This is a genomic window from Bordetella tumbae (assembly GCF_054780995.1).
Map to the genome: position 1 here is coordinate 95,871 of NZ_BAAGVG010000024.1, position 15,334 is coordinate 111,204.

At 56.8% G+C, this 15,334-nt stretch carries 15 protein-coding genes; 3 read left to right on the forward strand and 12 right to left on the reverse strand.

Annotated features, from left to right (window positions below; genetic code table 11):
* Nucleotides 1-39: 39 nt before the first annotated feature.
* From efeB to ACYVI2_RS25600, 4 genes are all read right to left on the reverse strand, one after another.
* Complete coding sequence (gene efeB / locus ACYVI2_RS25585; RefSeq protein ID WP_415817560.1) at nt 40-1,335, reverse strand: iron uptake transporter deferrochelatase/peroxidase subunit; 1,296 nt, start codon at nt 1,333-1,335, stop codon at nt 40-42.
* A gap of 23 nt (nt 1,336-1,358) precedes the next feature.
* Nucleotides 1,359-2,516, reverse strand: a complete 1,158-nt coding sequence (gene efeO / locus ACYVI2_RS25590; protein WP_415817558.1) for an iron uptake system protein EfeO — start codon at nt 2,514-2,516, stop codon at nt 1,359-1,361.
* 24 nt (nt 2,517-2,540) lie between these two features.
* Complete coding sequence (gene efeU / locus ACYVI2_RS25595) at nt 2,541-3,374, reverse strand: iron uptake transporter permease EfeU (RefSeq protein WP_415817556.1); 834 nt, start codon at nt 3,372-3,374, stop codon at nt 2,541-2,543.
* A 306-nt stretch (nt 3,375-3,680) separates the two neighbouring features.
* On the reverse strand, nt 3,681-4,091 hold the full coding sequence (locus ACYVI2_RS25600) for a lysozyme inhibitor LprI family protein (RefSeq protein ID WP_415817554.1): 411 nt from the start codon (nt 4,089-4,091) through the stop codon (nt 3,681-3,683).
* A 232-nt stretch (nt 4,092-4,323) separates the two neighbouring features.
* Between ACYVI2_RS25600 and ACYVI2_RS25605 the strand changes: the two genes are divergently transcribed.
* From ACYVI2_RS25605 to ACYVI2_RS25615, 3 genes are all read left to right on the forward strand, one after another.
* Nucleotides 4,324-4,665: a hypothetical protein gene (locus tag ACYVI2_RS25605; protein WP_415817552.1), complete on the forward strand. Its 342-nt coding sequence runs from the start codon at nt 4,324-4,326 to the stop codon at nt 4,663-4,665.
* A gap of 164 nt (nt 4,666-4,829) precedes the next feature.
* Nucleotides 4,830-5,702: a phosphonopyruvate hydrolase gene (locus tag ACYVI2_RS25610; protein WP_415817550.1), complete on the forward strand. Its 873-nt coding sequence runs from the start codon at nt 4,830-4,832 to the stop codon at nt 5,700-5,702.
* 214 nt (nt 5,703-5,916) lie between these two features.
* Nucleotides 5,917-7,308, forward strand: a complete 1,392-nt coding sequence (locus tag ACYVI2_RS25615) for a type III secretion system effector BopA family protein (protein ID WP_415817547.1) — start codon at nt 5,917-5,919, stop codon at nt 7,306-7,308.
* Nucleotides 7,309-7,433: 125 nt separating this feature from the next.
* Here ACYVI2_RS25615 and ACYVI2_RS25620 read toward each other — a convergent pair whose 3' ends face one another.
* The 8 genes from ACYVI2_RS25620 to ACYVI2_RS25655 all read right to left on the reverse strand — a co-directional run bounded on the left by ACYVI2_RS25620 (nt 7,434) and on the right by ACYVI2_RS25655 (nt 15,294).
* The gene (locus tag ACYVI2_RS25620; RefSeq protein WP_415817545.1) at nt 7,434-8,318 is read right to left on the reverse strand and encodes an amidohydrolase family protein; all 885 of its coding nucleotides are present in this window, start codon (nt 8,316-8,318) and stop codon (nt 7,434-7,436) included.
* 18 nt (nt 8,319-8,336) lie between these two features.
* Nucleotides 8,337-9,293 carry a Bug family tripartite tricarboxylate transporter substrate binding protein gene (locus ACYVI2_RS25625; protein ID WP_415817543.1) on the reverse strand — a complete coding sequence of 319 codons (957 nt, stop codon included), beginning with the start codon at nt 9,291-9,293 and terminating at the stop codon, nt 8,337-8,339.
* Nucleotides 9,294-9,427: 134 nt separating this feature from the next.
* Nucleotides 9,428-9,820 (reverse strand): VOC family protein, encoded by a 393-nt coding sequence (locus ACYVI2_RS25630; protein WP_415817541.1) that lies wholly within the window; start codon nt 9,818-9,820, stop codon nt 9,428-9,430.
* A 27-nt stretch (nt 9,821-9,847) separates the two neighbouring features.
* Complete coding sequence (gene chrA / locus ACYVI2_RS25635) at nt 9,848-11,053, reverse strand: chromate efflux transporter (protein WP_415817539.1); 1,206 nt, start codon at nt 11,051-11,053, stop codon at nt 9,848-9,850.
* Between the two features lie 145 nt (nt 11,054-11,198).
* Nucleotides 11,199-11,906, reverse strand: coding sequence for an amino acid ABC transporter ATP-binding protein (locus tag ACYVI2_RS25640; protein ID WP_415817760.1), 708 nt, complete (start codon nt 11,904-11,906; stop codon nt 11,199-11,201).
* A 50-nt stretch (nt 11,907-11,956) separates the two neighbouring features.
* Nucleotides 11,957-13,051 carry an amino acid ABC transporter permease gene (locus ACYVI2_RS25645; RefSeq protein WP_415817537.1) on the reverse strand — a complete coding sequence of 365 codons (1,095 nt, stop codon included), beginning with the start codon at nt 13,049-13,051 and terminating at the stop codon, nt 11,957-11,959.
* Nucleotides 13,048-14,190, reverse strand: a complete 1,143-nt coding sequence (locus tag ACYVI2_RS25650; protein WP_415817535.1) for an amino acid ABC transporter permease — start codon at nt 14,188-14,190, stop codon at nt 13,048-13,050. The genes ACYVI2_RS25645 and ACYVI2_RS25650 overlap by 4 nt, the downstream gene beginning before the upstream one ends.
* 24 nt (nt 14,191-14,214) lie before the next feature.
* Nucleotides 14,215-15,294, reverse strand: coding sequence for an amino acid ABC transporter substrate-binding protein (locus ACYVI2_RS25655; RefSeq protein WP_415817533.1), 1,080 nt, complete (start codon nt 15,292-15,294; stop codon nt 14,215-14,217).
* Between the last annotated feature and the right edge of the window lie 40 nt (nt 15,295-15,334).

Genomic DNA, 15,334 nt, shown 5'->3' on the forward strand with positions numbered 1-15,334 from the left:
AGATCTCCTTGTGTGATGTAAACAATGGCCAACGACGAACTAGGCAGCGCTCAGAAGCGTGCGTCCGAGCCAATCCTGTTTGTCGCGCATCCCTGGAAGCGTGTAGAAAAACCCACCGCCAATCGGCTTGATGTATTCCTCTAACGGCTCTCCATCCAGTCGTTTCTGAACAGTGATAAAGCCTTTTTCCAGGTTGGACTGATAACAGATGAAAAGCAGCCCCATCTCGAGCTGGCCCGACTTGGTCACGCCATTCGAGTAATTGAAGGGACGGCGCAGAATCAAATTTTTCTCAGACCCTTTAGTGCGGGGATTGGCTAAGCGGATATGTGAATCCAGCGGCGTTTTCTTGCCTTCTGGATCCTTGGTGAAATCGGGGACGTCGTGCTCGGTCTTGCCGCCATCCAGTGGCGCACCGCTGTCGCGCTGACGGCCGAAGATGGCTTCTTGTTCCTGTAGCGGTGTGCGGTCCCAACGCTCGACGAAGTTCCGAATAATCCGTACCGCCTGATAACTGCCACCATGCGCCCAGGCCGGTTCGCCCTCGTCATCCGGCCCCACCCACACGATCTGGCTCATCGCCGCATTGTCATTGGCATTGGGATTGGCCGACCCATCACGGAAACCCAGGAAATTCCTGGCGCTTTCCGCCGGAACGCCGGGTTTTTCCGGCACGGGCGGCACGGTGCCTTCTTGCTTCCAGAGCAGGATCAACAAATCCGGGAACTGCTTGATGATGTCTCGCAGTGCATGAATATTGGTATCGGGCGTATTCGAGCAAAACTGAATCGATAGATCGCCATGACACAACGCAGCATCCAGTGCATCGTTCGAATGCGCGCTCATGCGTTGCAGATGCCGCGGCTTGCGATCCTGCAAACCAAAGCGGTCATCAAACAACGATTCGCCGACAGACACGGTAACCGTCAAGCCGTCCGGCTGTACATGTGGCCCCATGATCCCGGAGTCCGCGGGCGGCAAGCGAGGATCCAGCTTGGGCACGTCGCCACCTTGCGTCAAAAACGCAATGCGTTCAGAAAGTCCACGCAGCAGACGTTCCAGTTCCTTGCGGTCGGTAGCGATGACATCAAATGATGCCAACATCCCCGCTGATGGCCGTGGCGTCACGATGCCGGCTTGGTGTTCTCCCCAGCAACTGACATGCTCATCTGTACGCAAGCTGTGCGGCGCATCAGTGACCTGGCTGTCGGCAGGCGGCGTTTGCGCATGGACGGGCAATGCGCCAAGGCCTGCCAGGGACGCTGCGCCCTTTAGCCAATGACGGCGCGATAGCGAACCCGACGGCCCGCGGGAATCTGAATGACTGCCTGACATGATGAAAACCTGTACAAATAAAGTTAGTCCAGTCCGAGCTTGGCGTTGATCTGCTCCAGCGTCGCGGCAGCGTGCCTCAGCGCCTGGGTCAATGCCTCTCTGGTACTGTCGTCCTGCTTTTGCTGATAAGCGCTCAGCTGCGACTCGACTGCGGCAAACGCGCTATCGACTTGCTCTTGCAACGCTGCGTCCGCCTTGGTCACCAGCGGGGCCAGCAACTGTGCGATCCCCTTGGCGCCGGCGATACTGCCCTGCAGATAATTGACGGCAACCGCTGCCGGCAACGATTGCGCATCGTTGGCAAATCGGTCAGCCGAACGCTGCATCAAACGCGACGCACCGATGGCCAGACGCGGCGGCTCGATGTTCAGCGCGCGCACACGTTCACGCAACGTGTCTGCATCTGCAATCAAGCCATCCACGACGGGTTGCGCTTGATCAAGTTTGTTTGCGCGATACAACTCACGCTCCAAACGGAACAGCCCCACAAAAGCGCTGTCGTCCTCACGCTTTTCCAGATATTCCGGACGTACGTTCAGGCGCGCGTCCAGATCGGAGAACAGATCCGACATAGGCTCTAGCCGTGCATAGGCCTGATGAGCCTGCAGGTACGCTTGGCGAGCCTGGTCCAGATTGCCTGCCTTGACGGCTGCGTCCAGTGCTTTCAGCGCCTTTTGCAAGGCGGCGGCCTGGGTCAACAGCGTCACACGGTACTCAGCCAGCGGGCCTATATAGGCGACCAAGGACGGCTTCGCAGCTTCGGCATCAGAAGCGGCCGACGGCGTCACCGTCAGCGTGCCGCGCGGATTGCTCAGCAGACCGCAGGTGATCTCGAATTTGCCCGGCTGCAACTTCACCTTCATGGTTTGCGAGAAACCAGGCGCGATGTTCTCGCGCTCCTCGACCACCATGACGCCGTCCAGGATTTCCCACTCCAGGATCCGCTTGGAAGCATTCGTAATCACGAACGTGGTCCGTCCGGCCGGCACCGTAATATCGTTCGGCTCGCAAACATCATCACGGATGGTGACCTTGACGGCGTTGGCATCAGCCTGCGTCGCGGGGCGTTTCGCCGTCGAGGCCCACCAGAACGTGGCCAGGCCGGCTACGGCCAGCACAGCAGACGCCAGAACGGCGACCCATATCAGAGGAGAGCGCTTTTTTTGTGGTGAGGATGACATCGTAAATAAGGTGCTAGCCCAGAATCAGGAAGAAGTTTTCGGCTGAGAAAAGACTTGGGGCCTAGGCCGCAGAAAGAAATAGAGACTCACCGCCAGGAAAACGAGATACACGACGACCTCGCCCGTCACCGGTGCCGACTGATAGCCGAACATGCCCGACAGTACTGCGCCCACGGGACTATCCATCGGCAGAACATGATCGATGTCAAACACGACATGCTGGAAATGATTCCACACGCCTGCCTCGTGGAACTTGCGCAGCACGCCGGCCAATAGCCCCGCGGAGACCAGCAAAATGAACACGCCTGTAATGCGGAAAAACCGGCGCAAGTTCAAACGCAGGCCACCACTGTAGATGCCATAACCGATCACGACTGCGCAGAGCAATCCCAGCACCGCCCCCAATGGCGCATGCCAACCAGCGCTCTGCTGAAAGATCGCAAGCAGAAAGAACACAGACTCCAGCCCCTCGCGAGCCACAGCAAGAAACACCACGCCGATCAGCGCCCATTCGCGACGTTTGCCACCAGCCAGCGCCGAACGCACAGACTCCTGTAGATCACCCTGCACCGAGGGGCCTGCTTTGCGCATCCAGAACACCATGGACGTCAGCATCACGACGGCGATCAAACCGACCACGCCTTCGAAGAACTCCTGCTCTTTCTGAGGGAACTCGGCCATCGCGATTTGCAGTCCTGCGCCAACAAAAAAAGAAAGGGCAACTGCCAACAGCACGCCGATCACGACGCCGGGCATCATCGAAGAAGAACCGCTGCGTTTAAGGTAGCTGGCAACAATGCCAACAATCAGCGCGGCCTCGATCCCTTCCCGAAGCATGATCAGAAATGGCACTAACATTAACAACCGTCCAAGAGCAGAATGAGAATAAGAAGCTATTTATTTTACAAACCAAAGCGCGAAGCATATACGAAGTCCACAGACCTGTTAGGGCTGCTTTTTTGATTCAGGACTACGTAAGTAAAAAGCCCTTCTAATGAAGGGTTAAGAGAGTAAATTTCGCCGTATTTTTTCGAGTTTTACGATGGCGTTTTTTAGGCCGGCTGCAGACTCGATATCTGCACTCGTCCAGAGTGATAGAGACCCTCAACTGCGCGAAAATTCGGCAGCCGGCGACTCAAAGCAAACTGCATAAATCTTTTTAGATTACGGTTTGGTAATGGGGCATGAAATGTCGCCTTCCGGACACGCCAGATAGCCTTTCAGTTGTTTTGTACGATCTTGCGTCAATGTAGTTAGGCAAGCCGACAAAGCCATTGAATAAGCAGAGCCTCCACCGGCATCAGCAGTGACGAAATCGCACTCGGCATCGCGAAACTTGATCCACTCTCGTTGAGCAGTGATCAGCTTCTTGTGCTGGTCATCATCGCCCTTCAGGCGCGTAGCCGCCTGCTTATAGGCAGCGTTCAGGTCAGCGTCGGCCTTTTTGTAAGCTTTTCCTACACATTCGTTGATATCCGCTTGTGTGGCCGCATCAGCGCAGGGATCGGATTGCGCGGACGCGATGCTATGAAGGGCCATCAGAGGAACGGCTAAGAGCATTAACTGTCGACGCATGACGGGACGGCTCCGTTGCTGGTTGGGATTTACTGATTCTATTACTGACTAGTGATACTGCCAGCTTTTTCGCCGAGAAAGCGACTGAAACAGCTTATACACACCGTAGCCCGGCCTGCGCGACTGATACAGGCCTGAGATGCTAACTTCATCCTACACGAGTGACTTACCGTCCAACTCGATACGACATGCTGGCTGCATCGCAGGGACAGCCAACATAGGAGAACAAGATATGACTATGACTAAACGACTGATTCAGGCCATGCTCGCCAGTGTGCTGGCGCTAGGCATCAGCACAACTGCACTGGCCGACAAACAAACCCGTAACACGATCATCGGTGCGGGTCTGGGCGGCGTAGCGGGCGCATTGCTATCTGAGGGCGACCCTCTATACACGCTGGGCGGCGCAGCTGCGGGTGGTGTACTGGGACATGTGATCACAGACGATGACCGTGGCGGCCGTCGCCATCACTGGGACCGGGATCGCGGCCACCGTGATTCCTATAGACGCGCGAACTATCGAGATCATGACAGGCATCGTGGCAACAAGCACTGGAAACGTCATCGCGACTGAATACATTGCGATGGAGTCAACACAGGCTCGTTGATTTAAACGAACGGCAAGCAGCCCCCAGCAGATTGGACATCCCTCCAATCGCTGGGGGTTCGTTTATATTCGGCAGTATCAGTCGATGCACGTCCAAATATTGCTTCGCCGTCCGTCCAAGGAGATCGCTCGTGAACAAGAATCAGGCGCTGCGTGCTGCGTTGGAAAGTGGCAAGCTTTTCACTGCGATGGCTGCGCACAACCCGCTAGCCGCGAAATTGGCGGAAGAAGCCGGCTTTGACGGAATCTGGGGCAGCGGCTTTGAGTTATCAGCCAGCTATGCCGTACCCGATGCCAGCATCCTGTCGATGAGCACACATTTGGACATGATGCGTGCCATCGCTTCTATTGTGTCGGTGCCACTGATCGCAGATATCGACACAGGGTTTGGCAACGCCGTGAATGTGCACTATGTGGTGCCCCAGTACGAAGCTGCTGGTGCATCGGCCATTGTGATCGAAGACAAGACTTTTCCCAAGGACACCAGCTTGCGCGCCGATGGCCGCCAGGAACTCGTGCGCATCGAAGAGTTTCAAGGCAAGGTCGCTGCAGCCACAGATGCACGCCGTGATAAAGACTTTGTAGTGATCGCCCGCGTAGAGGCACTCATTGCAGGCCAAGGACAGGATGAGGCTATCCGGCGCGGCATCGCCTACGAGGAGGCCGGCGCCGACGCGATCCTGATTCATTCCAAGCAAAAAACACCCGACGAGATTCTGGCGTTCGTGCGCGCCTGGCCGGGCCACGTACCGCTGGTATTGGTACCGACTGCCTATCCGCAGCTCACCGAGTCCGATATTGCCGCACTGGGTAAAGTCGGTGTGGTTATCTACGGCAATCATGCTATCCGGGCAGCGGTAGGCGCAATGCGGCAGGTGTTCGCACAGATCCGGCGAGATGGCGGAATTAAAACGGTGGATAGCCAGCTACCGAGCGTCAAGGAAATCATTGAACTGCAAGGCGACAATGCGATGCGATCGATAGAAACCGGATACCTGCGCTGATATTCCCGGGCCTGACCGTGATCGGGTCATTGCACAAGTAGGCAGGCACCTTGCTGCGCTTAGCGACAGCTAGCCTGGCTCACGAAAAAATGACGTGACATCAGGGAGTTATGGAACTGTAAGCAACACAGCGTTACCAAGGTGGGGAGAACGAGGTCCGCACATCACCGCGCCAGCAAGCGGCTCCGACATTCACGCCGACACGCAAAACATCATGATCACCCACACGTACCACAACCAGTTCCTCTCGCCTGACAGTTTCCGCGCCCTCGCCGACGCGGGTCACCACATGGAAATTTATGACATCGATGGAGACCCCGCGCTGCGAGCCGCACAGCTCACCCTGAACGACAGAATTCTTTATGCATTGAGCTACGTCCCTGTTCTGAAGCACTGGGAGCCCGTAGCGAATTTCACCCGGGAACTCGAGATAAAAAATGCTCAGGTTCTCGGCGTACTCATTCAATCGCTATCGGCACGCTACGGCCAGACGAATGCGGAAAATGCGATTCGCAATCTGGACCTGACGGGCGCTACCGCATTGCAAAGCCGCACGATCGAACGCCTTATTGAAATCGCGGAGAAAGGACCGAGCCTTTGCGGGTTCGATAATCTGGGAAATACTTGCTATGCCAATACGGGTTTGAAGTTCCTGATCCATTCTATTGGCGAAAATCGACTCGTCGCACACCTGGAACAAATCCGGCAAAATGCCTCTGACCCAAACAAGCAGGATTGTGCGAAAAAATTCATCGATTTGATCAAGGCCGCCTACGATAGCGAAAAACCCTTGCGTCGAGAACTGCACGATTTCTTCAAGAGCTTGCAGGCGCAGGAAAATTTTCGTGACGGGCCGAATGGCTCAGGGTTCACCGTCGTCGGCGATCAGAATGATGCACAAGAGTTTCTGATGAAACTTTCCGATTGCTTTGACCTCGGAAATCTCAATACCAACGTCTTGCAGATACAGACGACTTTGGTCAATGGCCAAGAAAAACGCGATCCCAAAATCGCCGATGCCGCGTATTGCCAGGATGCCAACCTGTCGAGCCGCGAGCAAGTGGACTTCAGTTTGCAGCAAATCGTGGACACACTCACTACGAGGCAGGATGATGTCAGCGTCAGGTGGAATGACAACGACAGCGAAAACACGACGGTTACCCGCGTTCAGCAATGGACTACGCCAAGCATCCAGGAAGTGGACCGATTCAACCTGCATATCAATGCAATGGACTATAGCGACGGCCTGGCACGTCTCATCCTGAATGCGGATGTCACGAAACCGGTACGCATCCCCGTCATCGACCAAAAAACGGGTGTCGAATGGATGCTCACGTTGGAGCCCAGGGACATCATCATTCACGCAGGAGGCGCTGTCGGCGAATCTGACACCGCAGGCCACTACTATATGTATAGTCGATGCGAGCAGGGCTCGTGGACACTGCATGATGATGAAACCGTGGAACGGGGACAAGACATCAATCGAAGCGAACAAGCAAAAATGATCAGTTTCGCCGTTACTGGCAGAGAGCGTGTTCGCCCCCCATTCCAAGTCTCCAACACCTTCAATTTCGGCATGCCAGAGAAATTCGTACGGCGAGCTTGAATTCCCAAGTAGGAAAAAACGGCGAGTCGTCGCTGCTTGTATCGAGAGATCGTCTCGCCGTTACGACTAACGGCAAGGAATCATTTAAACCGGCGCATCAAACGATGCGCCGGTTTAATGGGCAGTCAGGACCTAAAGCCGTAGAGCAGGCATGGATTATCAACCAGGACTCGACGCAGGGCGGTTTCCGTTTCACACCACTGCCACAGCACGTCAACGAGACTTGCATCATTGACGCTATTCAATGGTTGAGTGGTGTGCGGCCAATCGCTACCCCAGACCAGTCGTTCTGGAGCGGATTTGACCAGCGCGCGCCCCAGCGGCAGGGTGTCCGCGTAATCCGGTTCTCCCACAGCCGATCGCATATAAGCACCTGATAGCTTGACCCAGGTATTTCCCTCGTCCAGCAAGCGGCGCAGGGTCGTATGAGCCTCCCCATGATCGGCCTCAGCGGGCGAAATTCTCGCCATATGGTCGATCACTAATGGCACAGGCAGGCTGGACAAGACCGGCGCCAACGCAATGAGTTGCTCGGGATGCACAAAGATCTGTATGTGCCATCCGAGTCTCGCGATTTTGCGTGCCAGTGTGGTCAGCATATCAACTGTTGTTTCCCCCCAAGACTGTGGGGTCACAAAGTTGACTCTTAGACCACAAACACCGCTCGCGGCCAGCTGATCGAGCGCCTCGGGTGACACGCTGGCATCGACCACCGCAACGCCACGGGCGCTGTCACCTAGCTGCGACAGCGCATCGACAGTGCAGGCATTATCGGTACCGTATGTCGACGGCGTGACGACAACCGTGCGCGACGTGCCCAGCCTCTGCTGCAATTTTCGATACGCGCTCACCTCGGCCACGGGAGGGGTACGCGTCCAATGCGGCGACGGTGAAAACCGTGGATCGAAAATGTGCATGTGGCTGTCACACGCCCCCGCCGGCAACACATGCGCTGGCAGATTCACGCCGAGGGAGTGAGGAACCGCTATGTCAGGACGAGACATGTTCATTGAATACGGATATGGATGTCATTGCTTTGTGAGATTGGATTTGCTCACAACACCTGCCCATTTGGCAAACTCCTTGTCGAGGAACTGCTTGAAATCCGCTGGACCGGCGGCGACGATATCCGCGCCCAGAGAGTCGAATTTCTCTTTGACGCTGGGCTCCTTCAACACCTCGCGAATGGTTGCCTGCAGCTTGTCGACGATGTCCGCGGGCGTGCCTTTCGGTACAAACATGCCGTTCCACTCGTAGACCTGATAGTCCGTCAATCCCGACTCGGCAACGGTCGGAACGTCCGGCAACAGCGCACTGCGCTTGGGAGAGGTGATGGCCAGGACTTTGACCTGCCCACTCTGGTACAGCGGCAGCGAAGAAGAAATGTTCGTGAACATCATATCCACCTGCCCACCGACCGTGGCCATGATGGCGGGGCCGCCGCTCTTATAAGGCACGTGCAACATGTTCAAATCGCGGCCCTGCCGGAACAACTCGCCTGCCATGAACTGCACCGTTCCCGTGCCGCCTGAAGCGAAGGTCAATTGCCCAGGTTTTGCTTTTGCGGTTTCCACCACATCGCTCAAGCTGTTCAATGCCGACGACTTGGGCACTACCAGGATATTGGGCGTGACCGACACCATAGCCAGCGGCATCAGATCGGCTGCGGGGTCGAAATTCATGTTGTGCAACGCCGGATTGATCGACAACGGCGTTGCATCGTAGAGCACGGTATAGCCGTCCGCCTTTGCCCGGGCGACGTAGGCCTCGCCTATCATCCCGCTCGCACCGGATTTATTCTCGACAATCACGCTCTGATTCAGCTTTTTGCCCAGATTCAACGCGATGACGCGAGCCAATGCGTCAGCTGTTCCGCCCGGCGCATACGGCACCACAAGGGTAATAGGCTGGTCGGGATAAGCAGCTGCGGCAAACGTGGGGGTGGCCAAGACGGCCAAGGCGAAGGCGCCAATGGATTTTTTCAATTATGTCTCCCAGGATCATTATGTGCTCTGCCGACTGACGTCTGGCAGGCCCGCGTATTGTGGGATGACGTTTCATTTAATACAACACTGTCGCGAGATGCGCAACACGTTCTGCCTGATGAAAAGAAAGCGTCTTACTCAGGCTGATGGCACACCACGCAGAGCTTGTTGCCGTCGGGATCTCGGAAATAGGCGCCGAAATAGTTGGGGTGATACTGAGGTCTCAAACCTGGCTCCCCCTCGCTCGTACCGCCCTCGGCCAGTGCGATTGCATAGGCTTGGCGAACCTGTTCACGGGAAGAAGCAAGAAAGGCCGACATCTGGCCATTGCCTACGTCGTGCGGCTGGCCATTGAATGGTTTGCTGATCACGAAATACGGACGCCCTCCTGCGGCGGGACACCAGCCAACCCAAGGCACGTCCGCATCGTAAAACCGTCGCTTTATATCCAATACGGAAAACAAGCGATCATAGAAACGCAAGGCCCGCTCGAAATCGGTAACGCCGACGAATACATGTGAAAACATGGTCAGTTCCTCCCTGGCTCTGTACCTCTATAGAACGATACTCAACAACCAACCGCCCAACGCACTACCCAGGACGACGAGCCATGGGGGCAGTTTCCAGAACATTAAGGCAACCAGTGCCACCAATACCAGTGCAAAGTCCTGCGGCGCGAGAATTGCGCTCGTCCATACGGGTTGATAAAGCGCAGCCAACAGCAAACCCACTACGCCCGCGTTGATTCCGGACAAAGCGGCTTGCATACGCGCGTTGCGGCGCAAGCTTTCCCAGAATGGCAATGCACCTGCCACCAGCAAAAACGCGGGCGCAAAGATAGCGAGCAGGCAAATCCAAGCTCCCAGCCAACCCGAAGGCGCCGCATTCATCGACGCGCCGAGAAACGCGGCAAAGGTAAACAATGGGCCCGGAACCGCTTGCGCGGCACCATAGCCCGCCAGAAAAGACTCATTGCTGACCCATCCAGTAGGCACCACCTCGGCTTGCAATAACGGCAGAACGACATGCCCACCGCCAAAAACGAGAGCCCCCGCACGATAAAACGCGTCAACCATTGCCAATGCCTGATTCGGGAATACCGTTACCAGCATTGGCAGCACAATCAACAAGGCAAAGAATATGGTCAGCCACAGCACACCAGTCCGGCGTTTGATCGGGATGGGAAACCGATCGTCCGATGACGCCTGTTGCGGCTTGAACCACAACAGACCGACGACGGCTGCCATGACAATGACCGCTACTTGGCTCCAAATCGATGGAACCAGCAACACAAAACAACTGGCAGCAGCCATGAGGGTGGCGCGTGGCGCGTCAGGGCATAAATTACGAGCCATGCCCCATACGGCCTGCGCCACGACGGCCACGGCAACGACCTTCAGACCGTGCAGCACCCCAGATGGCACCACGTCTCCGTAGCTGGATATACCCAGGGCAAACAGAATCAAGACGATCGCCGATGGCAGCGTAAAACCGGCCCAGGCAGCCAGAGCTCCCGTATATCCCGCGCGAGACAATCCGATCGCCAGTCCTACCTGGCTACTGGCAGGCCCCGGCAAAAACTGGCATAGGGCAACCAAGTCCGCATAGCTGCGCTCGGTCAACCATTGCCGGCGTGTCACGAATTCGTCACGAAAGTAGCCCAAATGTGCAATAGGCCCGCCGAATGAGGTCAAGCCTAATCGCAGAAAAATCAGAAAGACAGTCCAAGGACTGTGGTCGTTCGTGGGGGTTTCGGTCATGATTGGCGCAGCATGGTGTGGACTGGCCAACGTTAATCGAAAATGGACCAGTGCGCGCCATTACATCGCGCATCGTAAGATCAACGCAACACCGCGCGGCCATCCCCCGCTCCCGCCATATCGAACAGCCCTATACGAACAATGCTCAATGCAATATCCGCTCAAGAAACGCGCGGGTTCGCTCGTGTTGAGGGTGATCAAAAAACGAACCCGGATCGGCTGACTCCAGAATGCGTCCGCCGTCCATGAACACAACACGATCGGCAACGCTGCGGGCGAAACCCATTTCGTGGGTGACGCACAGCATGGTCATGCCGTCCTCGGCCAGGGAAGTCATCGTGTCCAGTACCTCCTTGACCATCTCAGGATCGAGTGCAGAGGTCGGCTCGTCGAACAGCATGATGCGTGGCTGCATGCACAACGAGCGGGCGATGGCGACGCGTTGCTGTTGCCCGCCAGACAATTGCGCAGGAAATTTACTGGCTTGATCGGGGATACGTACTCGCGCGAGATACTGCATCGCCAGATCCGTAGCCTGGTCTCTCGGCATACGCTTGACGTGCATAGGTGCAAGAATGCAGTTTTCCAATACCGTGAGATGCGGAAATAGATTGAAGTGTTGAAACACCATGCCCGCATCGGCACGTACTTCGTCAATGGCCCGCAGATCGTCAGCCAGCTCCACTCCATTGACGATGATACTGCCCTCTTGATGGCGCTCCAGCCGATTGATGCAACGGATCATGGTGGATTTTCCTGAACCTGACGGTCCGCATATCACCAGACGTTCTCCGGACGCGACCTGCAGATCGATGTCACGCAAGACCTGGAAGTCGCCATACCACTTGCTCATCCCGGCGATGTTCACGGCCAAAGGCACGGACGCGCCGCTATTCTGCCTATTCAACGAAGTTCCCCTTTTTTGAAGCGCCGCTCCAGCCACATTGAATAACGGGAAAGACCGAAGCAAATGCAAAAATAGATAGCAGCGATAAAGAAATAGGTCTCTACATACGGAGTCGGCCAGGCGGGGTCAGTCAGCGCCGCACGTCCGGAACTCAGCAGATCAAATAGCCCCACAATCAACACCAGGCTGGTGTTCTTGATCATCACAATGGCGGTATTGGTCAGGGGCGCGATCACCTTTCGCATGGCCTGCGGCAACACCACCAATCGTGTCATCTGCCACCATGACAGGCCGAGCGCTCGCGAGGCCTCCAGCTGCCCGGCCGGCAACGATTGCAACCCGCCACGAATCACCTCGGCCAAGTAGGCGGCCGAGAAGATTGTCAGGGCAATTCCCGCCCGCAGGAGGCTGTCTATCGTCATTCCTGCCGGCAACATGATGGGCAACACAATCGAGGCCATGAACAGCAGGCTGATCAGCGGCAAGCCACGGATCAATTCAATCACGCACGTCGCGATGAAACGCGCCATTGGCAACGAGCCCCGCCGCGCCAGCGCCAGCAGAATTCCCAGGGGCATGCCTATTCCCAACGCACAGACTGCCAACAGCAACGTGACAGGCAGGCCGCCCCAGGAGGCAGTCGGCACACGCTCCAATCCGAACCAGCCACCCTGCATCAGCGCGAGTGAACCGGCCATGCCAACCAGCCAAAGCACCACCGTGCGCAGCCGCCACTGCCGAGGATTCAGCGACATGACGACCATGAACAGGATGAAGACACACACGAGCGCAGGCCGCCATTGCTGAGCCGGCGGGTAGATTCCAAACAGAATCTGATTCAGTTTCTCGCCCAGGAAAGCCCAGCATGCTCCGGTGGCTTCGCGGCACATGGCACCGGATTCCCCTGGCCATACCGCGTTGATAAGCGACCAGTCTGCGAATCGGCTCAGCGCGTATAAACCCAATCCCAATGCGACTACAGTCGCGACGCTGCTGATCGCCGTACCGAACAAGCGATGCATGGTGCCATCCCGACGATCAATCGGGGCTGATCGTGCGGAGACATCCGGGGATATCGAGATCGTAGTCATTTTCGCTCAGTCCGCAGGATGCGACGGTTGTAGAGATTCATAAACAGCGAAACGCTCAAGCTGATGCATAGATATACGCCCATCAGGATCGCCAGCCCCTCGATCGCCTGCCCGGTCTGGTTGATTGTGGTGGTAATCACGAACGACAGATCCGGATAACCCACTGCCAAAGCCAAGGTGGTGTTCTTTACGATGGACAGATATTGGCTCGTCATGGGAGGCACAATCACGCGCAAGGACTGAGGCACAACGACACGCCGTAACGTCGTCCACGGCCGCAGTCCGAGGGATTGAGCAGCTTCCCATTGCCCTTGTGCAACGGCTTCGATACCACCGCGAATGATCTCGCCGGAAAAAGCGGCCGAATACAAAGTCAGGCCGAGCAATAGCGCGGTGAACTCCGGAGTCAGTGCGGTACCACCGACGAAGTTGAGCCCACGCAACTGCGGCGAATGGCTGATGAGCGTCACTTCACCCCACTGCCACGCCAGCACGCAGGCGAGCAGTACCACGGCAAAATAGATGCGGCCTAATGGCAGTGCCGGACGGCGCCGACGCAGCGGGCGCAGCCCCAGCCAGACCAGCGCGGCCGCAAGTATTACCCAGACCAGGGCAAGCCAATCGCCCTCGACCTGCACGCTGGGAAAGAACAGGCCACGAATCGACAGGAATACGCCCGGCAGCGGATTAAGCGCCTGTCGCGGAGAAGGCAGATTGATCGTGACCAGGCTGTACCAGAACAACAACTGCACTACCAGCGGCGTGTTGCGTGTGATTTCCAGATAGAAGGTCGCGATACCATTCACCAGCGGATGCCGGCTGCGACGCGCCAATGCGAGCAGAAACCCCAACACGGTCGATGCCACGATCACGAGCACTGAGATGTACAAGGTGTTCATGAGACCGACCGCGAACGCTCTCGCATAGCTGTCCGTCGGTCGATAAGCCAATAGACTTTCCGAGATAGGGAATCGTGCCGCGTCGGAGAGATAGCCAAAGCCGGTCGCGATTCCGCGTTGGGTCAGGTTGTAGTGGGCATTCCACACCAACCAGGCCAGCGTCCCGAAAAAGAGGCAGGCGATGAGCACCTGCATCATGACGGAACGTGCCCGCGAGTTGTACCAAAGTCGCTTGAACATGCGTCGTCTCGCTCGGCGTGATGCTCAATTGAAAACGTAGGGATACATCAGCCCGCCATCGCGATAGAGCCGGTTCAGGCCACGATCGAGCTTCATGGGGCTGTTCTTTCCGACGTTGCGCTCGAACATCTCGCCATAGTTGCCCAATTGCTTGACGATGTTGTACGCCCAGCGTTCGTCCAGGCCCAGCGCCTTGCCATTGCCTGGCTCCACGCCCAGGAAACGTGCGATGCGCGGATCATCGGATTTCAACATGGTGTCCACGTTGGCCTGAGTAATACCCATGTCTTCTGCCGCGATGGGTGCCTGGACGACGAACTTGACGATATCGAACCAACGGTCGTCACCATGCCGCACCGACGGTGTCAGGGCTTCGCTGTTGCCGCTGGCGGGAAAAATGATGTAGTCATCGGGATTCTGGGCCTGAGTGGCTCGCACGGCAGCCAGAGCCGACGCATCGGTGATCAGACCGTCGCAACGTCCGGTAAAAAACGCCTGGCGTGATGCGGCGACGTTGTCGAACAGCACTGTCTTCAGGCCCAAGTTGAATTTACGTGACAGGTCTGCGACCGTGACCTCGTTGGTCGAGCCTGTCTGGACGCAGATCGTGGCGCCCTGCATGTCTTTGGTTTGCGTAATGCCCAGGTCCTTGCGAACCATGAAGGCATCATATTCGTAGTAGTTGGGATAGGTGAAATTGATCCCGTTGGCATCGCGCCGCAGCGTCCACGAGGTGGTGCGCGGCAGCACATCTATCTGGCCAGTCTGCAGTGCAGTCAGACGCTGCTGGCCGGTCAGCGGTACGAACCTGACCTTGCTGCCGTCGCCCAGGACCGCAATCGCGATGGCACGGCAGGTTTCGGCGTCCAGGCCTTTCCAATTGCCATCCTTGTCGGGTGCCGAAAATCCTGTGGTGCCGTGACCCGAACCGCAGATAACATAGCCGCGTGCGCGGATCTGGTCCACCGTCGGGCTGTTGCTCGTGGCCGGGGTAACCGGCGAAGCCGGCTCGGCGGGAGCAGCCTGCTGCGAGTGAGACACGTTGGGCAATACAGCAGCTGCGAACAGGACAAACGCGCCCTGAAGCGTACGAATGCGATGCATAGCAATTCCCCTTGCAATGTATAAGTAGACGGGCCATGAA